Below are 23,470 nucleotides of genomic sequence, written 5' to 3'. Positions count from 1 at the left end.
CGTTTCGACCCTTGCCTTCACGCAAACCTTGATTTCAGACAATTCCAGACCTGGAACGCTTATTGAAACAGCTCAGGCAGAGCCGGCCCGCACGCCCTGCGACCGGACATTTCCCAGCAAGAGGAAAACCCTGTGCTTTGCGCTGAACAACGAGACCTGATCAAGGCCACCGTACCGCTGCTCGAAAGCGGCGGCGAAGCCCTGACCACCCACTTCTACAACCTGATGCTCGGCGAGCACCCCGAGGTGCGCCCGCTGTTCAACCAGGCTCACCAGGCCAGCGGCGAGCAACCGCGCGCGCTGGCCAACGGCGTGCTGATGTATGCCCGGCACATCGACCGGCTCGAGGCCCTAGGCCCGCTGGTTGGCCAGGTCATCAACAAGCACGTCGCGCTGCAGGTCCTGCCCGAGCATTACCCGATCGTCGGCCGTTGCCTGCTGCGGGCCATCCGCGAGGTGCTGGGCGAGGAGATCGCCACCGACGCGGTGATCGACGCCTGGGCCGCCGCCTACCAGCAGTTGGCCGACATCCTCATCGATGCCGAGGAGCGCCTCTACCAGGCCAGCGCCGCCGCGCCCGGTGGCTGGCGCGGGACCCGGCGCTTTCGCATCGCGCGCAAGGTCGCCGAGAGCGAGGAGATTGCCTCGTTCCATCTGCAGCCGGAAGACGGCGGACCGTTGATGACCTTCCTGCCGGGCCAGTACATCGGCCTGCGCCTGCAGCTCGATGGTGAGGAAGTGCGCCGCAACTATTCGCTGTCCGCCGCCGGCAACGGCAGCGAATACCGCATCAGCGTCAAGCGCGAGCCCGGCGGGCGCGTCTCCAATGCGCTGCATGGCATGAGCGAAGGCGACAGCCTGGAACTGTTCGCCCCGGCCGGCGAGTTCGTCCTGCAGCCGAGCGACAAGCCGCTGGTGCTGATCAGCGGCGGCGTCGGCATCACCCCGACCCTGGCGATGCTCGAGCAGGCGCTGAAGACTTCGCGCCCGGTGCATTTCATCCACTGCGCCCGCAATGCCGGCGTGCACGCCTTCCGCCATGCGGTGGATGCCCTCGCCGAACGCCACGCGCAACTCAAGCGCTTCTATTGCTACGAAGAGCACCTCGCGGCGGACGCCACGCCCGACGCGGTCGGACGCCTGACCGAGCAGCGGCTGGCCGAGTGGCTGCCGGCCGACCGGGACCTGGATGCCTATTTCCTCGGCCCCAGGCCCTTCATGGCCGCAGTCAAACGCCAGTTGAAGGCCCTGGGCGTGCCGGAGCGACAGACCCGCTACGAGTTCTTCGGCCCGGCCTCGGCCCTCGAGTGACCCGCTTCCGGCCCGCGCGATGCGGGCCGGCTTCACCTCGCCCCACGGAGGTTAACCATGTTCCGGCATCATCCCGCCCCGCAACACCTGCTGAAGATGGCCAACGCGCTGATGCTCGGCGGCCTGCTGCTGTTGCTGCTCGGCGTCAGCGGCGCCTATTTCTTCGATCGCCATCTGGCACTGGGCACGCTGGTCGCCTCGCATGCACTGGTCATCCTCGGCCCCACGGCGCTGAAGATCGGCTACGTGATGCGTCTGCTCGCCCAGCGCCAGCAGGCGCTCACTGCCTGAGCTCCGGCAACCAGTGGCCTGTGCGGTTACAAGGCGCTGTGACGAGGAGCGGCAACGCCGTATCGGGGCCCGGAGCGCCGAAACCGACTAACCGAACTGACCAAACAGGCACTGGCCCATATCCGGAAGTTGCCTGCGCAAAGTTGTACCGTTTCGCTTGTAATTCCACCGAGCCATAGTCCTACATGGCATGGGGAAAACCATTCGTCTGCACTTGGAATCCTGGCGAAACTCCTACAGCGTTCCCTCCTCTGACACATAGAAGGCTGATTGACCTCTCTCTTTCAGCCCTGTGTGAAAGTCTCTATCCATTGAGGAGAAAAAGACATGGCAAGCAACAACCCCGGCAACTTCGCCAACGATCGAGAGAAAGCTTCCGAAGCCGGCCGCAAGGGCGGCCACAACAGCGGTGGCAACTTCGCCAACGACCGTGAGAAAGCCTCCGAAGCAGGCCGCAAAGGCGGTCAGAGCAGCCACGGCGGCGGCCGCAGCAGCTAATTACGGGCGGCAGTAAAAGAAAGGGGTGGGAACTACGGTTCCCACCCTTATTTTTCATATAAGAAAAAACGGAAAGTTACCGAGCACTTATGAAAACGCATATAAAAACTATCGACGCGCCATTAAATGCATGGCAAACATAGAGTTCACGGCAGCCCGCATAAACAGCCCACATAAAAAGCCACGACATAAAAGCACAGACTGCGCAAACATATTACCGGCGGATAAACGCACCGCCCGTAGACGACCAACGGCGACTTTCCCGTATGATCATGGGCCAACCTTCGATCCAGGAGTCGCCGGATGAGCAGCAGCGCATTCTCCGAACGGATCGTCCAGAGTCTGCTGGACACCGATTTCTACAAGCTCACCATGATGCAGGCGGTGCTGCATCACTACCCCAACGCCGAGGTGGAGTGGGCCTTCCGTAGCCGCTCGGGGGAAAACCTGGCGCCCTACCTGGACGACATCCGCCAGCAGATCGAGGCGCTTGCCGACCTGCGGATGACGCCAGACGAACTGGCGTTCCTCGAACGAATTCCCTACATGCAGCCGGACTTCATCCGCTTCCTCGGCCTGTTTCGCTTCGACCTGCGCTACTTGCGCGTGGAGGTCGAAGGCGGCGAGCTGGTGATCCATCTGCGCGGCCCCTGGCTCCACGTGATCCTGTTCGAGGTGCCGCTGCTGGCGACCATCAGCGAGGTACGCAACCGCGCACGCTACCCGACGGTCAGCCTGGAGCAGGCGCACGACCGGCTGGAGGAAAAATTCGCCTGGCTGCGCCAGCAGGCCAGCGCCGAGGAACTGGCCACCTTCACCCTGGCGGATTTCGGCACCCGACGACGGTTCTCCTTCGCCGTCCAGCAGATGATCGTCGCGCAGCTGCAACAGGGTTTTCCCGGCCGGTTCGTCGGCACCAGCAACGTCCACCTGGCGCGCACCCTGGGGGTCAGGCCGATGGGTACCATGGCCCACGAATGGATCATGGCGCACCAGCAGCTCGGCCCGCGGCTGATCGACAGCCAGATCGCCGCGCTGGACTGCTGGGTGCGCGAGTACCGCGGCGCGCTGGGCATCGCCCTGACTGACTGCATCACCATGGACGCGTTCCTGCGCGATTTCGACCTGTTCTTCGCCAAGCTCTTCGATGGCCTGCGCCACGATTCCGGCGACCCGCTCGAATGGGCGGAGAAGGCCATCGCGCATTACCAGCACCTGGGCATCGACCCGATGACACGCCAGCTGGTGTTCTCCGACGGCCTGGACTTCGCCTCGGCACTGCACATCCACCGTGCGCTGGCCGGCCGCAGCAATGCCAGTTTCGGCATCGGCACCGGCCTGACCTGCGACATCCCGGGAGTGGAGCCGACCAACATGGTCATCAAGATGACCGCCTGCAACGGCCAGCCGGTGGCGAAGATCTCCGACTCGCCGGGCAAGACCATGTGCCGCGACGAAGCCTTCGTCAGCTACCTCAGGCACGTCTTCGACCTGAACGGCCGAGCCGGCGGCTAGCTATCGGCGCGGCTCTCGGCGTGCTCGCCGTTCGAAGCCGCGCACAGGCGATTGCGGCCTTCGGTCTTGGCCCTATACATGCGCTGGTCGGCCAGTTCGAGCAGTTCGCGGAAGTCGCCGGTCTGGTCGGCGCGACGCTCCGCCAGGCCTATGCTGGCGGTCAGCGCCATGCCGTCCGGGCGCATGCCCAGCCCCTGACCGACGATACGCTGCAGCGCCTGGTGCGCCTGCGCCATGTCGGTGTCCGGCATGATCAGCAGGAATTCCTCGCCGCCCCAGCGCAGCAGGCTGTCCGAGCCGCGCAGGGTGCCCACCAGGCGGCCGGCGGCCTCGCGCAGCACACGGTCACCGGCTTCGTGGCCATGGCTGTCGTTGATCGACTTGAAGTGATCGAGATCGATGAATGCCAGCGCCAGCGCGCCATCGTTGCGCTGCGCCGAGTCCCATTGCAGGCGGAGGATTTCCTCGCCGCTGCCACGGGAGAATATGCCGGTGAGCGGGTCGCGGATGGCCTGGCGCACCAGAGCGATCATGAATGCCAGCTGGCTCATGCTGGCCAGGCTGGCGACGCCGGCGATCAGGATCAGCAGCCAGAAGGCGCCGGCGAACGACGGCCAGTTCAGGGTCGCCCAGCTCAGATAGCCGGCCAGCGCCTGCGCCAGCAACAGCAGGCAGGCCAGCACCAGGTTTTCCACCAGCGTCAGCGGGAAGATGGTCAGCCCCGCCATCAGCACGAACGGCAGGAAGGCGTAGCCGGCACCGACCACCGCGGAAAATTGCGCCAGCTGGTAGCTGCCGAGCAAGGTGTGCGAGGCGATGTAGAAGATGGTCGGGATGGCGAACAGGATCGCGATGGCCCGATAGGCGTCCAGCAGGTTGCCGCTCGGCCGGTAGAACAGCAGCAGGCAGGCGAATGCCAGGCAGGCCATCATCCGGAACCCGGCCAGCGCCAGCCACAACGGCGTCTCGAAGACCATCAGATCGATCAGGCTCCACAGCGGGGTCAGCACTGCGAAGAGGAAGGCGAACAGCCGTACGCGATTGACGATCAGCGTCGCGCGGCGTTGGCACAGCAGCAGGGAATGACGCCGGGGCGCCAGCAGGTGGCGCAACTCGTTGGGCTTGAGCTCGCTGGGCAGCAGCGTGGTCAATCGGTTGCGCAGCAGATCGATGAGCGATGGCATTTTATTGTTGTCCACTCGATGAGGGATTGGTTCTTCGCACAGCGACATGCAGCCTGCAAGCGCAGCTGCCGATGGCTGGGCACTTCAAATCCGTTTCAAGGCAAGGCAAAGAGTCGTCCCGGTTCCGCGCCGCGGCCGACGGCGCGAAAGTCAGCGCGAGCGATACTAATCAGCCATATGGCTACGACTGTTGAGCCAGGACAAGGAACACCCCCTATCTGAACGGATAGGTAACAAAATGCTTCGCCGCGGCTCGCACATCCAACCCGCGGCGCGGTCGAAGCAAGGCGCCACTCATACTTAAGAGCGAGCGGCCTCGCGCTGGAGAAATCGCCCTTTCGAGGGCTTATGAACCTGGACGGCAGCCGCTAGCGTGGCCGAGTCGCCCGAGCAGGCGACGTATCCACAAGAACAACAATAAGGAGATACCCGTGCAAAGCGCTCTCAAGCCGCTTGCGGCAGTCATGCTGCTCGCCTGCGCCCCCGCCATGGCCACCGCCGACTCCGGCCCGTTCAGCCAGTTCGTCAATTTCGGCGACTCGCTGAGCGATGCCGGCAACTACCCCGACCAGTTCAGTCCGCTTGCCAACGGCACACCCACCGGCGGCCTGCGCTTCACCAACCGTACCGGCCCGACCTATGCCGCCGGCAATGTGGAATATGCCGGCCAGGTGGCCACGCAGCTGCTCGCCAGCCAGCTGGGGCTGCAGTCGCTGCCATCGACACCGGTCCTGCCCGAGCCGCTGACCGGCAATCCGGACGGCACCAACTACGCAGTCGGCGGTTACCGCTCCGACCAGATTCTCGATTCGCTGACCGGCACCTCGACCGTGCCCGGCTTCAGCCGCACACGCCCCGGCTACCTGGTGGAGAACCCCAGGGTCGACCCGAATGCCCTCTTCTACCTGAACGGCGGCGCCAACGATATCTTCCAGCTCGCCAGCAACCCGGTCACCATGGCCCAGGCGGCGGGCAACATGGTGGCGGCCGTGGCGGCGCTGCAGGCGGCCGGTGCGCGCTATATCGTCATCTCGGACCTGCCGGACGTCGGCACCACGCCGCTGGGCAACAGCCTGCCGGGCCTGGGCGCGATGCTCAACGGCCTGAGTGACCAGTTCAATGCCGAATTGTCCGCCCAGTTGCAGGCCCAGGGCGGCAACTACGTGCTGCTCAACAACCGCCTGTTGCTGAGCGAGGTGCGTGCCGATCTGACCGGCTTCGGTTTCGACCCAGCCGTGCCGCAGACCTCGGTGTGCTTCGATCCCGGCCCGGATGCCGCCGCGCCCGACTGCCTGGAAGACCCGACCTACGGCATCAACAGCGCCACCCCGGACCCGAGCCAGCTGCTGTTCAACGACGGCGTGCACCCGACCACCGCAGTCCACCAGATCAGCGCCGACTACATGTATTCGATCCTCTCCGCGCCCTGGGAAATCTCGCTGCTGCCGGAAATGGGACGCTCCGCATTGCGCGCGCACCTGCGCCAGCTCGACGACGAACTAGCGGCCCAGCGCGGCAACTGGCAGGAGATCGGCAGCTGGCGTGCCTTCGTCCAGGGCGGCTACCGGCGCCCCGAGTACGACGGCTACGGTGGCGGCGACGGCCACAGCCCGAGCCTGGCGGTGGGCGCCACCCGGCGGATCAGCGAGGCCTGGCTGGCCGGGCTCAGCCTCGGCCTGGCGGAAAACACGCTGGAACTGGGACGGGCCGACTCCGAGTACGAGATGCGCAGTTACCTGGCCACGGCTTTCGCCCGCTACGAGCAGCAGCGCCTGTTCGCCGACATCAGCCTCAGCGCCGGTTACCTGGACTATCACGACCTCAAGCGCACGTTCGCCCTCGGCATCACCGAGCGCGCGGAAAAGGGCGATACCGAAGGCACGCTCTGGGGCGTCGCGGCAAAGACCGGCTTCAACCTGATGCAGGTGGGCGAGCGGCTGCAGTTCGGCCCCTTCATCGGTGCCAGCTACCAGAAGGTCGAGGTCGACGGCTACAGCGAGAAGGGCGCACGCTCCACGGCGCTGACCTACCACGACCAGGAGCTCGACTCGTTGCGCCTGTCGCTCGGCCTGTTCGGCGACTACGCGCTGAGCGAGCGCACGCGGCTATTCGGCGAGGTGGCGCGGGAAGTGGAGCGTGAGGACGACGAACGCGAGGACCTGCGCATGTCCCTCAACAGCGTGCCGGGCAACAGCTTCGAGCTGCCGGGAGCGGTCCCGACCGGCGACCAGACACGCTTCAGCGTCGGCCTGGCGCACCAACTGGCGCCGGGGCTGGCGGTGCGCGCCAACTATCACTACCAGGGCACCGACAACCGCGACCACGGGCTCGGCCTGTCCCTGGCCTGGGACCTGTAGCGGGGAATGGCGTCACTCGGGCCGCTGGCGCGGATTGTCCCAGCGGCCCTTGCCAAGCGCGCCTTGCGCGTTCTAGCGCGCGTCGATCTGCCCCTGCAGGTTGGCGATCTGCCCCTGCATGGCATTGATGGTGCGGGTGACCTGGGCGCGGAAGGAATCGAATTCCGCGGTATTGCTGCTCGGCGCCGGGCGGTTGTCCAGTTCGCTGCGCAGGACCAGGATGTCCTGCTCGAGACGGCTGATCGCCTGGCTCTGGTTGCCGCCCTGCTTGAGCGCCGCAACGTCCTTGCTCAAGCTGTCGACCCGCCCGGCCAGCTTGCCCTGCTCGTCCAGCGCGGACTTCAGCGCTGCCTGTTCGCTGCCCAGCGCCTTGAGGTTGTCGGCCAGGGTCGCGGCGGCGCCCTGTTGCCCCTGCAGGTCGGCGCCCAGGCGCTCCAGGCGTTTGCCATGGTCTTCCAGGCTGCGGTCCTGGTTGCCCTGCCGGCCGGCCAGGCTCTGCTGCTCGGTGGCGAAGGCCTGCTGCTTGCGGGCGAGTTCCGTGGCCTGCTGCTCCAGCTGCTTGATCCGCAGCTTCACCGCCTCGCTTTCGGTGGTCACGTTGGATTCGTTCGCCACCACCTTGCCGGAAATATCCTGCAGTTGCCCGGCAGCATCCTCGCTGATGCGCGCGAAGCTTTCCTGGGTGGCGACCAGCTGCATTTCCAGCATGGCGATCTTCTGATAGCTCCACCAGCCCAGCGCGCCGAGGCTGATCAGCAGCGCCAGCACCATCACCCACAGCGGGGCCGTGCTCGCCTTGCCGCCGCTGCCGGGGCGGCGCTTCTGCCGGGAGCGGCCATCGTCGTCCCGCTCGGCCGCGCCCCTGGGCAACGGCTCGAGATCCGGTGCCGGGTAGGGCTCCACACGGTCGCGACCTGCGGTCAGGCTGGGGATGTTTTCCAGTTCGTCGTGAGCATCGTTGCGCATGGTTTACCTTCAATGGCGCGGAGCAAGAAACAACGCGCAGTATAACGATTCGAATGACGGGCATCAGCGGCGATCGCCTGCCCGGCCGGATGCACCGGGCTAGAGCAGCGCGCCGCCTGGATCGCGCATTGCGGTGCACTTTTTCCTGCCGCGGGAGGCGAACCGGACATGCCGGCATCGCCCCCTGCCATGCCGGGCAGCCGGGCTGCACGCCGCGGCAATCGGCCGCCTCGGCCGCCATTCCCGCAGGCGGAATGCCGCTCAGCGCGGACTTGGTACATCCCTTGCTAAGTTGGTTCCGCCAACGGATAGACATTTCCAACAGGGATGTTGGGCCCTAAGGGCAATCGAGGAATACTTCATGGAGCTGAACAAGGCGGTTATCGACTGCATGCGCAGCCTGCGTCGCAGACTTCGCGATGAACAGCAACTGGACATCCACCTCAACCAGCCGGACGCCATCACGGCAATGCTTGCCGGCTGCATGCGCTCCAACGACGAGCTGACCCGCGACCTGGGCCGCCAGCTCGCCGCCTTCAGCGACCAGATCCCCGAACCGCCGCCTTCCCCGCCGCGCAGTAGCGCCAACAGCGGGCCCAGCGTGCGGATCTATCGAGGCCAGCGGGTACTCGCCTGAGGCCTGCGCGGGCAGTCGTTCATTCGGCCACCAGCCAGACCCCGGCGCAACGCACCAGATGCCGGGTCAGTTCGTCCAGCAACGCGCCACCGTTACGCCAGTGGTGCCAGTAGAGCGGCACATCGATAGGCGGTCCCGACAGCACATCGACCAGTTCGCCGCGCGCGAGTTCGCCGCGCACCTGCAATTGCGGCACCAGCCCCCAGCCGAGACCGCTCTGCAGCATGCGCACGAAGCCCTCGGATGAGGGGCACAGGTGATGGACGAACGTCTCGGTACCCCCGACCGCGGCCATGTAGCGATGCTGCAGACGGTCGTCCGGCCCGAAGACGATGGCCGGCACCCGCGCCAGATCCTCGGCCGCCGCCTGCCGCGGCAGGTATCGCTCGATGAAGGCCGGGCTCGCCAGCGCGCGGTAGCGCATCGCCCCCAGGTACTGGCTGCGCGCCCCCGCCACTGGCCGCTCGGCGGCGCAGACGCAGCCCGCCACTTCCCCGGCGCGCATGCGCTTGAGGCCGACCGCCTGGTCCTCCACCACGTGCTCGAGCAGTACCCGATGGTCGGCGCAGAACGGCGCCACCGCACCAGCCCACCAGGTCGCCAGACTGTCCGCGTTCAAGGCGATGCGCAGGCGCTCCGGCAGGCGATTGTCGTCCAGCGCCGGCACCTGGCCCTGCAGGTCGCGTTCGAGCAGGCGCACCTGCTGCACATGATTGAGCAGGCGCTGGCCCAGCGCGGTTGGCCGGGGCGGTGTACCCCGCAGCAGGACCGGCTGGCCGACACGCGCCTCGAGCAGCTTGACCCGCTGCGACACCGCCGATTGCGAGAGCCCCAGCGTCTGCGCCGCGCGCTCGAAGCCGGCCTGCTCGACGACCGCGGCAAGCGCCGCCAGCAGTTTGTAATCGAACATCAGTTTTCCTAATGCCAGTTAACCAAGATTCGTTTCTCTTATAACGCAGCAGCCCCCAGACTCGCCAGCATTGCAAATACGACACAAGGCGAGCGGACATGACGGCCATCTGGCAAAGCTATATCAACGGACTTCTGGTGGCGGCTGGCCTGATCATGGCCATCGGTGCGCAGAACGCCTTCGTCCTCGCCCAGAGCCTGCGCCGCGAGCACCATCTGCCGGTCGCGGCCCTGTGCATCCTCTGCGACGTGCTGCTGGTCAGTCTCGGCGTCTTCGGCCTGGCCGCCGTGCTGGCGAGCAACCCGTTGCTGCTGGAAGTCACCCGCTGGGGCGGCGCGGCGTTTCTGCTCTGGTACGGCGTGCTCGCGCTCCGGCGCGCCGCCCGGCCGCAGAGCCTGCAAGGCGGCAACGCCGCGCCACGCTCGCGCCGCGCCGTGCTGCTCGCGGCCTTGGCGGTGACCCTGCTCAACCCGCATGTCTACCTCGACACGGTGGTGCTGATCGGCTCGCTCGGGGCGCAGCAACCGGAGCCGGGCGCCTACACCCTCGGCGCCGCCAGCGCCTCGACCCTGTGGTTCCTGGCACTGGCGCTCGGCGGTGCCTGGCTGGCGCCCTGGCTGGCGCGGCCGCTGACCTGGCGCCTGATCGACCTCGGCGTCGCGGCGATGATGTTCGCCATTGCCGCGCAGCTGATCGCCGGCTGAGGCGAGCCGTCGCCATTTTCATGGGGGACAGGCTGCTTGATACCGGACTGGCAAGATTGGGTGTGTTGAAGAAAGTTTCGCTTTCATGGGCGATTAACGAGCTGCTTGAGAGATTGGTTTCGCCCTGCTGGGCGAGTTCCTTTTGGCAGTCGCCCCAAAAGGAACCAAAAAGTCTTGCCCCTGCATCCGGCCCCGGCTGCGCCGGGGTTCGTTCGCTCCATCGCCGCTTCAGGGGTCGGCTTACAAGGGCCATCCTTGGCCCTTTAAGCCTTTCGCCGCATCCCTGCGGCTCAACCCCTTACGCAACGATTCCGCTCACCCTCCTGAAGGGGCGTTGGGCGTCGCCTGATGGTTCGTGCAGAAAGAAAAAGCCAAGCCAAAGCAAACATCAACGATCTTCCAGGCGACTCGGACTCCGTTCCCGTCAGGAGGCCGAGTGGAGGTGTCGCGTAGGGGGACGCGAGGCAGGGACGCCGAGCGAGGAGCGATGGGACAGGGACGTCCCATCGTGACGGCCCTCGGAGCGGCACCGGAAGGAGGGAAGTCTGGCCGCGCAGCGGACAGACCCGGATGTCGGGTGCCCTTCTTCTTTGATTACTTTCTCGGCGAGCAACAAGATACGGAGCATAGCGGAGTAACAGCCGCAGGCTGGCCCGAAGGGCGAGCGAAGCGAGTCAAGTGACTCGGCCGGGGGGCCGAAACCAGAAGTGTCAGCACACTCGGTAAGCGCCCTGATCACCGAGGCGCAAGCCCAAACCAAATGGTGGCAACACCCAAACTTGCCAGTCCGGTATCAATCTTCGCCTCCCCGAGAAAACGCAATGAACCATCTTTTCCGGGGCGACCAAGGAACGCCACGTCGCAAGACGGGTCCACGCAAGGCGCAGCCAGTTGTCTGCGACCCGCAGCCGGCAAGCGGCGAAGGCCCTGGAACCCGCTTTTCCACACAGTTGCCGCGTGGTTTTGCCGCAGGTCGGGTGCTATGATCGCTGGCTCGCAGGCATGGAGCGGAAGGCTTCAGTCTGCCAGTTCGGCCGACCGTGAACGGCCAGAGATGCGCAAAGAATGTAGCGAGCGAAGGGAACGACAACGGTAACGGGCAGGACGCACGCATTGCACCCTGCTCGCCGGCGTCGCCGGAATCACCGCGGATCGCCTTCCCAGCTGGCCGCATCAATCCTCGACACCTGAGTAGGAGATACATCATGGCTTTCGAATTGCCGCCGCTGCCTTACGAAAAGAATGCTCTCGAGCCGTACATGTCCGCCGAGACGCTCGACTACCACCACGACAAGCACCACGCCGCCTACGTGACCAACCTGAACAACCTGATCCCGGGCACCGAGTTCGAAGGCAAGGACCTGGAAAGCATCATCAAGACGTCCTCCGGCGGCATCTTCAACAACGCGGCCCAGGTCTGGAACCACACCTTCTTCTGGAACTGCCTGGCGCCGAACGCCGGCGGCCAGCCGAGCGGTGCCCTGGCTGACGCCATCAATGCCAGCTTCGGTTCCTTCGACAAGTTCAAGGAAGAGTTCACCAAGACCGCCATCGGCACCTTCGGCTCCGGCTGGGCCTGGCTGGTGAAGAAGTCCGACGGCAGCCTCGGCCTGGCCAGCACCATCGGCGCCGGCAACCCGATCACCGTGGGCGACAAGCCGCTGCTGACCTGCGACGTCTGGGAACATGCCTACTACATCGACTACCGCAACGCTCGTCCGAAGTACATCGAAGCGTTCTGGAACCTGGTCAACTGGGACTTCGTCGCGAACAACTTCGCAGGCTGAACCCCCAGGTAGCACCGAAGAATGCCCGCACGTCGCTGCGGGCATTTTTCGTTTAAGGCCTGGGCGTTGCCTGCCGCTATATATCCGCAGGCGTCTGCGAAAAAACCAGGCGCCCATGCCGCCTCCCGTATGCAATGAGCCCCGTGCATTGGCGCTTCCACGGCACCAGTGAAAAAAATATCAATGCTGTCCATTTACGGTGAATCAGCGTCTTTGACGATTGCCTCATGACTATCAATACTTGCGCAACTGAGCACGGGCATGGAAAAAGGACCTCCTCTTGTTGAAGCTGGAATTGCGCAATAGCCTGTCGCGAAAGCTCCTGCGTGTTGTCCTGCTGTCCGCACTGGCGGTAGGGTTGGTGCTCAGTTGCGCACAGATCATCTTCGGCGCCTACAAGACCCGCCACCTGATCGAAGCGGACGCCCAGCGCATCCTGCGCATGACGCGCGATCCGTCGACGCAGGCGATCTACAGCCTCGATCGCGAAATGGGCGCCCAGGTGATGGAGGGCCTGTTCCAGCACGAATCGATCCGCATGGCCTCCATCGGCCATCCCGACGACGGCATGCTGGCGCTGAAGATCCGCCCGCCGCTCAGGCTGCCGACGCGCTGGCTGACCGACCCGATCCTCGGCCGCGACCAGCAGTTCTCCATCTCGCTGGTCGGCAAGCCGCCCTACAACGAATACTACGGCGACCTGCGCATCACCCTGGACACCGCCCAGTACGGGCAGGAGTTCATCAACGACTCGATCCTGATCTTCATCCTCGGCATCTTGCGCGCCCTGACCCTGGGCCTGGTGCTCTACCTCATCTACCAGTGGCTGCTGACCCGCCCGCTGACCAAGCTCATCGAGCATCTGGCACAGATCAACCCCGACCGCCCCGGCGAGCACAAGCTGCCGATGATCAAGGGCCACGAACGCAACGAACTGGGCCTGTGGGTGGAAACCGCCAACGGCCTGCTCGCCTCCATCGAGCACAACATGCACCTGCGCCAGGAGGCCGAAAGCAGCCTGCACCGCATGACGCAATACGACTCGCTGACCGGCCTGCCCAACCGCCGGCAGCTGCAGCAGCAGCTCGACCACATCCTCGACGAGGCCCGCCGCCTGCAGCGGCGCGTCGCGGTGCTCTGCCTGGGCCTGGACGACTTCAAGGGCGTCAACGAACAGTACAGCTACCAGGCCGGGGATTCCCTGCTGCAGGCCCAGGCCAATCGCCTGCGCGACCTGGGCAACAGGCTGGGGGCACTGGCGCGCCTGGGTGGCGACCAGTTCGTGCTGGTGCTCAGCGGCATCGAGCAACCCTACGAGGCGGCCGAGCTGGCGCAGAGCCTGCTCGACGACCTGGAAACCCCCATCGAGCTCGACGGGCAGCACATCCGCCTGCGCGGCACCATTGGCATCACCCTGTATCCGGAAGATGGCGACAGCACCGAGAAGCTTTTGCAGAAAGCCGAACAGACCATGACCCTGGCCAAGAACCGGTCGCGCAATCGCTACCAGTTCTACGTCGCCAGCATCGACAGCGAGATGCGCGCCCGCCGGGAACTGGAGAAGGACCTGGGCGAAGCGCTCAAGCACAACGAATTCCACCTGGTCTACCAGCCGCAGGTGGACTACCGGCAGAACCGCATCACCGGCGTCGAGGCCCTGCTGCGCTGGAAGCACCCGCAGGGCCGGCTGATTCCGCCAGACCTGTTCATCCCGCTGGCCGAGCAGAACGGCAGCATCATCGAGATCGGCAAATGGGTGCTCGACCAGGCCTGCAGCCAGCTGCGCGAATGGCACGCCCAGGGCTTCGCCGGCCTGCGCATGGCGGTGAACCTGTCCACCGTGCAACTGCGCCACCCGCGGCTGCCGGAAATGATCGGCGAACTGCTGCGCGATCATCAGCTGCCTGCCGAGACCCTCGAGCTGGAAGTCACCGAGACCGGGTTGATGGAAGACATCGACGCGGCCGCGCACAACCTGCACAGCCTGCGCCGCTCCGGCGCGCTGATCGCCATCGACGACTTCGGCACCGGCTACTCCTCGCTCAGCTACCTGAAGAGCCTGCCGCTGGACAAGATCAAGATCGACAAGAGCTTCGTCCAGGACATCGGCCAGGACGAAGGCGCGACCATCGTGCGGGCCATCATCCAGCTGGGCAAGAGCCTCGGCATGACGGTCATCGCCGAAGGCGTGGAAACGCCGGAGCAGGAAGCCTACCTGATCGCCGAAGGCTGCCAGGAAGGCCAGGGCTACTACTACAGCAAGCCGCTGCCCGCCCACGAGCTCGGCCTGCTGCTGCGCCAGTCGCAGCGCTTCGATCGCGCGGTCAATTCCGAGCTGCGCTAAGGGGCTGGGCGCTCGCGTGCCGGCTACGGCATCTTTCCCCGCGCGCACTCCAACTCGAGCGCCTGTCTGCTGCATGACAGCACTGACTGGTAGGAGCCGCTTGCGGGCGAACCGCCGCAACGCCGATGTCGTCGGCAAGGACCCGGCGCCCCGGGCTCCTACGGATAGGTGTGCACAGGCTGCTTTCTAGGCACAGGAGCCTTCCAGATAGCGGGGCTTGGCGAACCGGGAAAAAACCAGGCCGCCAGGCGTTACCAGGCGGTCACGCCCAGCTGCATCGCCAGCCACACCGCGCCCGCCAGGCACAGCGCCGCGCCAGCGGCGGCCTGCCAGCGGTAACGCCGGGTGAGCACCTCCTCGCCATGGCTGGAGAGCACGAACGGCAGCGCCTCGCGCGGGCGGCCCAGTTGGTGCAGGGAAGGCGCAGCGCTGCTCTGCCGGTGCCGGTCCTCGGCTTCCAGGCGCGCGGCCAGGTGCACGCGGTTCCATTCCTGTTCGTCGAGCCGGCCATCGGCATTGCTGTCGAAACGCTGCAACAGCCCGGCGAAATCGCCCTTCCACTGGCGAATCACTTCGCCCTTGGCCGCCTGCAGGTCGAGCCCCTGGCGCCCGCCACCACTGCTGCGGAAGTCACCGATGGCATAGAGCGGCTCGCCGGCGTGCAGGCGCTCCTCAGTGTAGCGATACGTCCTGCCACCGCTGAACAGGCGCATCCAGCCTTGCGGCGCCAGGCCGCGCGGGTGCCGAAGGCTGCCGGTCCAGACCTTGCGAAAGGCCGGGTGCACCTCGGCGCCGCGTGGGTCGATCAGGCATTCGCCGGTGGCGTCGGCCAGGCACAGCCACGCATCGCTGGTGCCCCGCTCGAGCACGCTCCAGCTGCTGCGCTTGCCGTTGGCGCGGTACTCCTCGATGCAGTAGCGCCACCACAGGCAGCGTTCTCCGCTCAGCGGCGCCAGCGGCTGCACGGCCGGCAGTTCCCGCAACACGCCGAGCAGTTCGACGTAGCCCTGCGCCGCCGAACGAATCCGCGAGGTCGGTGTGTCCAACAGGTGCCGCGCACGTGCCCAGCGCCACACGCAGAACCCACCACCGCCGAGGCACAGCGCCGACGCGAGGGCGAGGCCGAAGAGCTGAGCGAGATCCATCGTCAGCCGAACAACGACCTGAGGTCGACGTCGGCCTTCTCGGCCTCGCTGAACTGCAGCAGCGCCGCCTCCTTGAAAGCGAACAGCCGGGCCAGCACGGCATCGGGAAACTGCTCGATGCGCACGTTGTTCAGGTTGACCGCCTCGTTGTACAGCTCGCGGCGGTCGGCGATGCCGCTTTCCAGCCCGCTGATGCGCTGCTGCAGGTGGCGGAAGCTTTCGTTGGCCTTGAGTTCGGGGTAGTTCTCCGCCAGGGCGAACAACCGGCCGAGACCGGCGCGCAGCCCGCTCTCGGCCTGGCCGAGGGCACCGACGTCGCCCTGTTCGCGGGCGCTGGAGACCGCATTGCGGGCGCTGATCACCTGCTCCAGGGTGGCGCGCTCGTGCTGCATGTACTGCTTGCAGGTCTCGACCAGCTTGGGCAACTCCTCGTGACGCTGGCGCAGCAGCACGTCGATGTTCGCCCAGGCCTTGCCGACGCCGTGCTTCAACCGTACCAGGCCGTTATAGAGGATCACCGCATAGGCGGCGACGAGAAACAGCACCACCAGCACAACCACAGCGCTCAGGCTCATCAGGCTTCTCCATGAAGACCGTCGTTCGGAATGCCCGCATTCTAGCGGCAACGGCGAATGCGCAGAGAGAGGCGGCGCACGCATTCGCTTTGCACAAAATGAAAATCTTTCGCATTATTATCCGGTTCCACGAGCAGCCCTCCGGCCGCGCATCCGTTTACTCTCGCACGCAAAGGAATCCACACATGCTACGCACTCCCTTCTGGGCACCCGCCAGCCTCCTGGCCGTGGCCATCTCCCTCGCCGGTTGTGGTGAAGACAAAGCGCCCGTGAACCAGGCAGCCGCTCCGCAGGCCACCACCCAGAGCCAGCCCGCCGAGGAAGCCAAAGCCCAGGAGCAGGCGCCGGACGAGAGTGCCGCCAAGGCCGTCGTCAGCCACTATGCCGACCTGGCCCTGGCCGTGTTCAGCGATGCCCACGCCACTGCCGTCGAACTGCAGCAGGCCGTGGACGCCCTGCTCGCCACCCCCAGCGAGCAAACCCTGCAAGCCGCCAAACAGGCCTGGCTGGGCGCCCGCGTGCCCTACATGCAGAGCGAGGTGTTCCGCTTCGGCAATGCCGTGGTCGACGACTGGGAGGGCCAGCTCAACGCCTGGCCGTTGGACGAGGGCCTGATCGACTACGTCGAGGGCGACTACCAGCACGCCCTGGGCAACCCCGGCGCCACCGCCAACATCATCGCCAACACCGAACTGCAGATCGGCGAGGACAAGATCGACGTCAGCCAGATCAGCGGCGAGCTGCTGGCCAGCCTCAACGAACTGGCCGGCTCCGAAGCGAACGTCGCCACCGGCTATCACGCCATCGAATTCCTGCTCTGGGGCCAGGACCTCAACGGCACCAACCCGGGTGCCGGCCAGCGTCCGTATACCGACTACCTCGAAGGCGACGATTGCACCGGCGGCAACTGCGATCGCCGTCGCGCCTACCTGAAGGCAGCCACCGACCTGCTGGTCAGCGACCTGCAGGAGATGGTCGGCCAGTGGCAGGCCGGCACCGACAACTACCGCGCCAGCCTGGAAGCCGAATCGGCGGAAAACGGCCTGCGCAAGATGCTCTTCGGCATGGGCAGCCTGTCGCTCGGCGAGCTGGCCGGCGAACGCATGAAGGTCGCGCTGGAGGCCAACTCCACCGAGGACGAGCACGACTGCTTCAGCGACAACACCCACAACTCGCACTTCTACAACGCCAAGGGCATCCGCAACATCTACCTGGGCGAATACCAGCGCGTCGACGGCAGCACCCTCAGCGGCGCGAGCCTGGCATCGCTGGTGCAGGCCGTGAACCCCGAGCTCGACAGCACGCTCAAGACCGACCTGGAAACCACCGAGGCCAAGCTGCAGGTGCTCGTGGAAAGCGCCAACAACGGCGAAGCCTTCGACCAACTGATCGCCGCCGACAACGGCGCAGGCCAGGAAAAGGTGCGCAACGCCATCGCTGCACTGGTCAAGCAGACCGCCTCCATCGAGCAGGCGGCCGCCGCGCTCGGCATCAGCGACCTCAACCCGGACACCGCCGACCACGAGTTCTGATCGTTCGCCACACGGGTGCGGCGCCCTGCCGTGCCCGTGCGGTCTTGCCGTCGCCGCCGCGGGCTTTCCCCTAAAGCGCAAATGCAAATCCCTCTTATTCGAATTCGATTAGCCTGCTAAGATTGCGTCGTTTTTTTCTTGCCGCAGGTACGCTCCGATGTTCCCGTTGTTCCGCCGTCTGCTGCCGTTGCTGGCCCTGGCTCTCGCCGCCTGCGACGACGCGCCCCGCTTCGAGCATGCCGAACCCGGCGAAGCGCTCTCGGCCGGCAGCGCCACGGTGATGAAGTTCGACCAGAACGCCTTTTCCCTGCCCTCGGCGAATCTCGCACCGATGCGCCGCCTGGACTTCAGCGTCGGCAACAGCTTCTTCCGCAACCCCTGGGTGATCGCGCCGTCCTCCACCACCGCGCGCGACGGTCTCGGCCCGCTGCTCAACACCAACGCCTGCCAGAACTGCCACATCAAGGACGGCCGCGGCCATCCGCCCGGGCCCGAAGCCGCCAGCGCCGTGTCCATGCTGGTGCGCCTGTCAATCCCCGCCGGCCCGGAGCATGCCGAGGTGGTCCGGCAGCGCGGCATCGCCCCGGAACCCAGTTATGGCGGGCAACTGCAGGACATGGCGATCCCCGGCGTCGCGCCGGAAGGCAAGGTCCGCCTCGCCTACAGCATCGAGACGGTACGCTTCGCCGACGGCACCCAAGTGGAGCTGCGCAAGCCGCAGGTGCAGCTGAGCGAGCTGGCCTATGGCGAACTGCATCCGGATACCCGGATGTCGCTGCGCATCGCCCCGCCGATGATCGGCCTGGGCCTGCTCGAAGCCATCCCCGAACAGGCGCTGCTGGCCAATGCCGACCCCGACGACCGCGATGGCGACGGCATCTCCGGGCGGCCCAACCGGGTGTTCGACCAGCTCAGCCGTGAAACGGTGATCGGCCGTTTCGGCTGGAAGGCCGGCCAGCCGAGCCTGAACCAGCAGAATTCCGATGCCTTCTTCAACGACATGGGCCTGTCCACCCGCCTGTTCAGCGGCAGCAGCTGCACCGAGCGGCAGGTCGAATGCCGGGCGATGCCGGACGGCGGCGAGCCGGAGGTCAGCGACGCCATCCTCGCCCAGGTGCTGTTCTATACCCGCAACCTCGGCGTACCGGCGCGGCGCAATGTCGACGATCCACAGGTGCTCGCCGGCAAGACGCTGTTCCACCGTGCCGGCTGCCAGAGCTGCCATATCCCGCAGTTCACCACCGCCGCGGATGCCGCCGAGCCGGAGCTGGCCAACCAGCCGATCCGCCCCTATACCGACCTGCTGCTGCACGACATGGGCGAAGGCCTGGCGGACCACCGCCCGGAATTCGAGGCCAGCGGCCGCGAGTGGCGCACCCCGCCGCTATGGGGCATCGGCCTGACCGAGACCGTCAGCGGCCACAGCCAGTTTCTCCACGACGGCCGTGCGCGCAACCTGCTCGAAGCCATTCTCTGGCATGGTGGCGAAGCCGAAGCCGCGCGGCAGAAAGTGCTCGGCTTCGACCGCGAACAACGCGAGGCGCTGCTGAGTTTCCTCGAGTCGCTCTGAGCGCACCATCCCTATATGAGCCCCGCCACCGGACGGGAGCAATGAACACAGCCTTGCTGACGAGGATGCCATGACCCACACCCGCTCCATCCGCATCGCCACCGGCAGCATGCTGGCCGGCCTGCTGCTCAGCGCCTGCACCCCGGCCGATCCACAGGCAGAAGCCAGCAAGGCCCTGGCCGACGGCGTGCTGCTGCCGGCCTACATCCAGTGGGCGGAAACCGACCGGCGCCTGGCCGCCAGCGCCATCGCCTTCTGCGCCGGGAACCAGCCGCTGGAGCAGGCACGCGAAGCCTTCCTCCAGGCCCAGACTGCCTGGGCCGGAATGCAGCCGCTGCTGATCGGTCCCATGGGCGAAGGCAACCGTGCCTGGCAGGTGCAGTTCTGGCCGGACAAGAAGAACCTGGTGGCACGCCAGGTCACCACCCTGCTCGACAACAAGCCCGATCTCACCCAGGCCGACCTGGAGAATGCCAGCGTCGTGGTACAGGGGCTGACGGCCTACGAGTACCTCATGTTCGACAAGAGCATCGACCTGGCCGACAGCGCCAGCAAGGCCCGCTACTGCCCGTTGCTGGTGGCCATCGGCGAACACCAGCAGCGGCTCTCGGCCGACGTCCTGCAGCAGTGGGAAGCCAAGGGCGGCATGGCCGACCAGTTGCGCAGCTTCCCCAACGAGCGCTATGCCGAGCCCAGCGAGGCGGTCGCCGAACTGCTGCGGGTGCAGGTCACCGCCCTCGATGGCCTGAAGAAGAAGCTCGGCGCGCCGCTGGGGCGCCAGACCAAGGGCCATCCACAGCCGTACCAGGCCGAGGCCTGGCGCAGCGATGCAACCCTGGCGAGCATCGCCGCGGTGCTCGCCGGCGCCGAGCGCGTCTGGTCGGGCGCCAAGCAGGACGGCTTGCGCCAATTGCTCGGCACTGAACAGGCCGAGCTGGCCCGGCGCATCGACCAGGGCTATGCCGAGCTGCGCCAGCGGCTGCAGCAGCTGGACCAGCCCTTCGCCGAACTGCTCGCCGACGAATCCGGGCGGGCCCGCCTCAACGAGCTGTACATGCGGCTGGACCAGTTGCATCGCCTGCACCAGCAGGAACTGGCGCGCGCCCTGGGCGTGCAGATCGGCTTCAACGCCCACGACGGAGACTGAAGCATGAAGCGGCGTACCCTCCTCGGCCTGGGCGGTGCCGCGCTGGCCGCCGGCGCCATCGGCGGCTGGACGCTGATGCGCCACGGCGGGCAGCCGGTCCTGCTCTCGGCCCGCGACGATGCCGACGGCCGCCACTATGCGGTCGGCTACCGGCTCGACGGCAGCCAGGCCTTCGCCACGCCGGTGGCCGAACGCTGCCATGACGTCTACCCGCATCCGCATCTGCCATTGGCGGTCTTCGTCGGTCGACGGCCGAGCCGCGAGAGCTACCTGATCGATTCGCGCGACGGCCGCCTGCTGCAGGTGCTCGCCTCGCCGGCCGACCGCCATTTCTATGGCCACGGCGTGTTCCACAAGGATGGCGAGTGGTTCTACAGCACCGAGAACGACACCGCCGAGGCCGGTCGCGGCGTGCTCGGCGTCTACCGCCTCGAAGGGCGCCAGTTGCGGCGCGTCGGCGAGCACCCGACCCACGGCATCGGCCCGCACCAGCTGCTGTGGATGCCGGACGGCGAGACCCTGGTGGTCGCCAACGGCGGCATTCGCACCGAGGCCGACAGCCGCGAGATGATGAACCTCGACGCCATGGAGCCAAGCCTGGTGCTGCTGCGCCGCGACGGCAGCCTGGTCAGCAAGGAACAGCTGCCCGAACGGATGAACAGCGTGCGCCACCTCGCCGTGGCCGCCGACGGCACCGTGGTCTCCGGCCAGCAGTACGAAGGTGACCCGATGGACCGCGTGCCGCTGCTGGCGATCAAGCGCCCGGGACAGCCGTTCCAGCATTTCCCGCTGGGCGAGGCGCAGCGCCAGATCATGAACCAGTACACCGCCAGCCTGGCCATCCACGACGCGCTGCGGCTGCTGGCGGTGACTGCCCCGCGCGGTAACAAGGTGCTGCTCTGGGAGCTGGACAGCACCCGGCTGCGCCAGGAAATCCACCTGCCCGATTGTGCCGGCGTCGCGGCGGTACCCGAGGGCTTCGTCGTCAGCTCCGGCCAGGGCCGCTGCCGGCTGCTCGACTGCCGCGGCACGCACATCGCCAGCACCCCGCTGAGCCTGCCCGCGGGGCTCTGGGACAACCATTTGCGGGTGGTCTAGCGCTCAAGAAAACCCCATCGCCGCCGAGAAAGGGGGAGCGTAGGCAGGGATGCCCAGCGACGTTCGCCATTCGCTCTACGACGAGAATCCTCTCCATGCTCCGGAAATCCCTGCGCGCGCAACTGCTCGCGCTGATCGGCGGCAGCCTGCTGTCGATGCTGCTCACCGCCCTGCTCTGCATCCATGTCCTCAATGGCGACCTCGATGAATTCCAGGGGCTGCTCGATGGCCCGATGGCCAAAGCGCAGCTGATCGGCGAAGCCAACCTGGAATTCAAGATCCAGGTGCAGGAATGGAAGAACGTGCTGCTGCGCGGCAAGCAGGCCGACGCCCGCGAGCGCTACTGGGCGCAGTTCGAAGCACAGGAGGCGAAGGTGCAGGCCAGGCTCGCTGCGCTGCTCGAACGGAGCGCCGACGACCCGCTGCTGGCCCGCCAGGTCGAGGCCCTGCGCAACGAGCATCGCGCCCTCGGTAGCGCCTATCGCAAGGGTCTGGAGGCCTTCATCGCCGCCGGCAGCGACCCCGTGGCCGGCGACGCCGCGGTGACCGGTATCGACCGTGCCACCAGCGCGCAGATGGGCGAATTGCTCGCGCAACTGCAGCAGTCCGCCAGCGCCCGCGCCACCGACATCAGCGCGGATGCCGATGCCACCGCCCTGCTCGGCCCGCTGGCCATGCTGCTGGCCGGCGTGCTGGTGACGCTGCTCAGCCTGTGGCTGGTCAACCGCAACATCGTCAAGCCCATCGGCACACTGATCGAACACATCGCCCGCCTCAGCCAGGGCAAGTTCGCCGAGCGCGTGGATGCCAGCCGCGCCGACGAACTCGGGCGCCTGGCCGTGGCGGCGAACATCCTGCGTGATTTCCTTGCCGACACCTTCGCCCAGCTGCAGCGCAGCACCTCGAACCTGGACAGCGCCAGCGGCGAGCTGAACGCCATCGCCACCTTGATGGCCGAGGGCGCCCGCGACCAGTTCTCGCGCACCGACCAGGTCGCCACCGCCATGCACGAAATGTCCGCTACTGCCCAGGAGGTCTCGCGGCATGCCGCCGACGCGGCCCAGGCGGCCGATGCCGCCGACCGCTCGGCGCAGCAGGGCGAGGTGGTGATGCGCTCGACCATCGAGACCATCAGCCGCATGAGCGGCGAGATCAGCACCACCGCCGAGGTGATCCGCCGCCTGGAAAGCGACAGCGAACGCATCGGCAAGGTGCTTGAGGTGATCCGCGGCATCGCCGACCAGACCAACCTGCTGGCGCTCAACGCGGCCATCGAAGCGGCGCGTGCCGGCGAGGCCGGACGGGGCTTCGCGGTGGTCGCCGACGAGGTGCGCACGCTGGCCCGGCGCACCGCCGAATCCACCGCGGAAATCCACCAGATCATCGATACCGTGCAGACCGGCGCCAGCGACGCGGTACGCGCCATCGAGAGCGGGCAGGCGCGCAGCGAACAGGGCCTCGGCCAAGTGACGGAGGCCGGACAGATGCTGCAACGGATCACCGAGGCGGTCGAGGCGATCCGCGACATGAACCGCCAGATCGCCACTGCGGCCGAAGAGCAGACCGCAGTGGCCGAGGACATCTCGCGCAACATCACCGAGATCACCTCGATCGCCACCCGCAACCAGGCGAACGTCGAACGCACCGAAACCGCCAGCCGCAACCTTCACGGCCTGTCGGCCCAGCTCAGCGACGTGACGCAACGCCTGGCGGGCTGATCCCCCCGCCCGAAAGGGGCGAACCGCGCCACGGTCCGCCCCTTTACTTGCAGCCGATTCGAGGCTAAGTTTCCTCGCTCGCTCGGGCATCCGGCCGCCATGCACAGGCCAAGATCGCCGCCGCCCCGGCCACGAGCGAACCACCCGAACGGCTGCCTCGATCACGGCAGTAGACAGCCGG

Annotated in this window: 19 protein-coding genes; 14 read left to right on the top strand and 5 right to left on the bottom strand. The window is 66.5% G+C overall.

All coding sequences use genetic code 11. From position 1 onward, the window contains the following. The first annotated feature begins 132 nt into the window (after positions 1–132). The 4 genes from hmpA to pncB all read left to right on the top strand — a co-directional run bounded on the left by hmpA (position 133) and on the right by pncB (position 3,615). Positions 133–1,311, top strand: a complete 1,179-nt coding sequence (hmpA, locus tag CXK94_RS07795) for an NO-inducible flavohemoprotein (protein ID WP_102893899.1) — start codon at positions 133–135, stop codon at positions 1,309–1,311. Positions 1,312–1,368: 57 nt separating this feature from the next. Further along, positions 1,369–1,602 (top strand): hypothetical protein, encoded by a 234-nt coding sequence (locus CXK94_RS07790; protein WP_037043221.1) that lies wholly within the window; start codon positions 1,369–1,371, stop codon positions 1,600–1,602. 327 nt (positions 1,603–1,929) lie between these two features. Continuing rightward, complete coding sequence (locus CXK94_RS07785) at positions 1,930–2,100, top strand: general stress protein (RefSeq protein WP_037043223.1); 171 nt, start codon at positions 1,930–1,932, stop codon at positions 2,098–2,100. A gap of 303 nt (positions 2,101–2,403) precedes the next feature. Beyond that, positions 2,404–3,615, top strand: a complete 1,212-nt coding sequence (pncB, locus tag CXK94_RS07780; protein ID WP_102893898.1) for a nicotinate phosphoribosyltransferase — start codon at positions 2,404–2,406, stop codon at positions 3,613–3,615. Here the strand turns inward: pncB and CXK94_RS07775 are convergent. Then, positions 3,612–4,799, bottom strand: a complete 1,188-nt coding sequence (locus tag CXK94_RS07775; protein WP_102893897.1) for a GGDEF domain-containing protein — start codon at positions 4,797–4,799, stop codon at positions 3,612–3,614. The genes pncB and CXK94_RS07775 overlap by 4 nt on opposite strands. A gap of 431 nt (positions 4,800–5,230) precedes the next feature. On the opposite strand from CXK94_RS07775, the gene CXK94_RS07770 reads away from it, so the two are divergent. Next, on the top strand, positions 5,231–7,156 hold the full coding sequence (locus CXK94_RS07770; protein WP_102893896.1) for an autotransporter domain-containing SGNH/GDSL hydrolase family protein: 1,926 nt from the start codon (positions 5,231–5,233) through the stop codon (positions 7,154–7,156). Positions 7,157–7,228: 72 nt separating this feature from the next. On the opposite strand, the gene CXK94_RS07765 is transcribed toward CXK94_RS07770, so the two are convergent. Next, entirely contained in the window at positions 7,229–8,122 is an 894-nt protein-coding gene (locus tag CXK94_RS07765; protein WP_037043230.1) for a hypothetical protein, read from the bottom strand. Between the two features lie 361 nt (positions 8,123–8,483). Between CXK94_RS07765 and CXK94_RS07760 the strand changes: the two genes are divergently transcribed. After that, a complete protein-coding gene (locus CXK94_RS07760) occupies positions 8,484–8,759 on the top strand; it encodes a hypothetical protein (RefSeq protein ID WP_037043233.1) in 276 nt (91 codons plus the stop codon). Between the two features lie 19 nt (positions 8,760–8,778). Here CXK94_RS07760 and CXK94_RS07755 read toward each other — a convergent pair whose 3' ends face one another. Further along, a complete protein-coding gene (locus tag CXK94_RS07755) occupies positions 8,779–9,669 on the bottom strand; it encodes a LysR family transcriptional regulator ArgP (RefSeq protein ID WP_102893895.1) in 891 nt (296 codons plus the stop codon). A gap of 98 nt (positions 9,670–9,767) precedes the next feature. Between CXK94_RS07755 and CXK94_RS07750 the strand changes: the two genes are divergently transcribed. The 3 genes from CXK94_RS07750 (at position 9,768) to CXK94_RS07740 (ending at position 14,504) form a co-directional block, all read left to right on the top strand. Then, the gene (locus CXK94_RS07750) at positions 9,768–10,373 is read left to right on the top strand and encodes a LysE/ArgO family amino acid transporter (protein WP_037043235.1); all 606 of its coding nucleotides are present in this window, start codon (positions 9,768–9,770) and stop codon (positions 10,371–10,373) included. A gap of 1,205 nt (positions 10,374–11,578) precedes the next feature. Further along, positions 11,579–12,160: a superoxide dismutase gene (locus CXK94_RS07745; RefSeq protein ID WP_037043866.1), complete on the top strand. Its 582-nt coding sequence runs from the start codon at positions 11,579–11,581 to the stop codon at positions 12,158–12,160. A gap of 283 nt (positions 12,161–12,443) precedes the next feature. Next, complete coding sequence (locus tag CXK94_RS07740) at positions 12,444–14,504, top strand: putative bifunctional diguanylate cyclase/phosphodiesterase (RefSeq protein ID WP_102894066.1); 2,061 nt, start codon at positions 12,444–12,446, stop codon at positions 14,502–14,504. 251 nt (positions 14,505–14,755) lie between these two features. Here CXK94_RS07740 and CXK94_RS07735 read toward each other — a convergent pair whose 3' ends face one another. Both CXK94_RS07735 and CXK94_RS07730 read right to left on the bottom strand, forming a co-directional pair. Beyond that, positions 14,756–15,649 carry a GIDE domain-containing protein gene (locus CXK94_RS07735; protein ID WP_102893894.1) on the bottom strand — a complete coding sequence of 298 codons (894 nt, stop codon included), beginning with the start codon at positions 15,647–15,649 and terminating at the stop codon, positions 14,756–14,758. Positions 15,650–15,651: 2 nt separating this feature from the next. Continuing rightward, entirely contained in the window at positions 15,652–16,224 is a 573-nt protein-coding gene (locus CXK94_RS07730) for a LemA family protein (protein ID WP_037043862.1), read from the bottom strand. A gap of 185 nt (positions 16,225–16,409) precedes the next feature. On the opposite strand from CXK94_RS07730, the gene CXK94_RS07725 reads away from it, so the two are divergent. From CXK94_RS07725 to CXK94_RS07705, 5 genes are all read left to right on the top strand, one after another. Then, positions 16,410–17,756 (top strand): imelysin family protein, encoded by a 1,347-nt coding sequence (locus CXK94_RS07725; RefSeq protein ID WP_102893893.1) that lies wholly within the window; start codon positions 16,410–16,412, stop codon positions 17,754–17,756. A 157-nt stretch (positions 17,757–17,913) separates the two neighbouring features. Further along, positions 17,914–19,326, top strand: coding sequence for a di-heme oxidoredictase family protein (locus CXK94_RS07720; RefSeq protein ID WP_102893892.1), 1,413 nt, complete (start codon positions 17,914–17,916; stop codon positions 19,324–19,326). A 70-nt stretch (positions 19,327–19,396) separates the two neighbouring features. Further along, positions 19,397–20,473 carry an imelysin family protein gene (locus CXK94_RS07715; protein ID WP_102893891.1) on the top strand — a complete coding sequence of 359 codons (1,077 nt, stop codon included), beginning with the start codon at positions 19,397–19,399 and terminating at the stop codon, positions 20,471–20,473. A 3-nt stretch (positions 20,474–20,476) separates the two neighbouring features. Continuing rightward, positions 20,477–21,571: a DUF1513 domain-containing protein gene (locus tag CXK94_RS07710; RefSeq protein ID WP_102893890.1), complete on the top strand. Its 1,095-nt coding sequence runs from the start codon at positions 20,477–20,479 to the stop codon at positions 21,569–21,571. Positions 21,572–21,666: 95 nt separating this feature from the next. After that, positions 21,667–23,289, top strand: coding sequence for a methyl-accepting chemotaxis protein (locus CXK94_RS07705; protein ID WP_102893889.1), 1,623 nt, complete (start codon positions 21,667–21,669; stop codon positions 23,287–23,289). Positions 23,290–23,470 lie beyond the last annotated feature (181 nt).

This window comes from Stutzerimonas stutzeri (assembly GCF_002890915.1).
GTDB lineage: Bacteria > Pseudomonadota > Gammaproteobacteria > Pseudomonadales > Pseudomonadaceae > Stutzerimonas > Stutzerimonas stutzeri_AF.
Note: the sequence above shows the minus strand (reverse complement) of the source record. Positions and strands in the feature narration are given on the sequence as shown.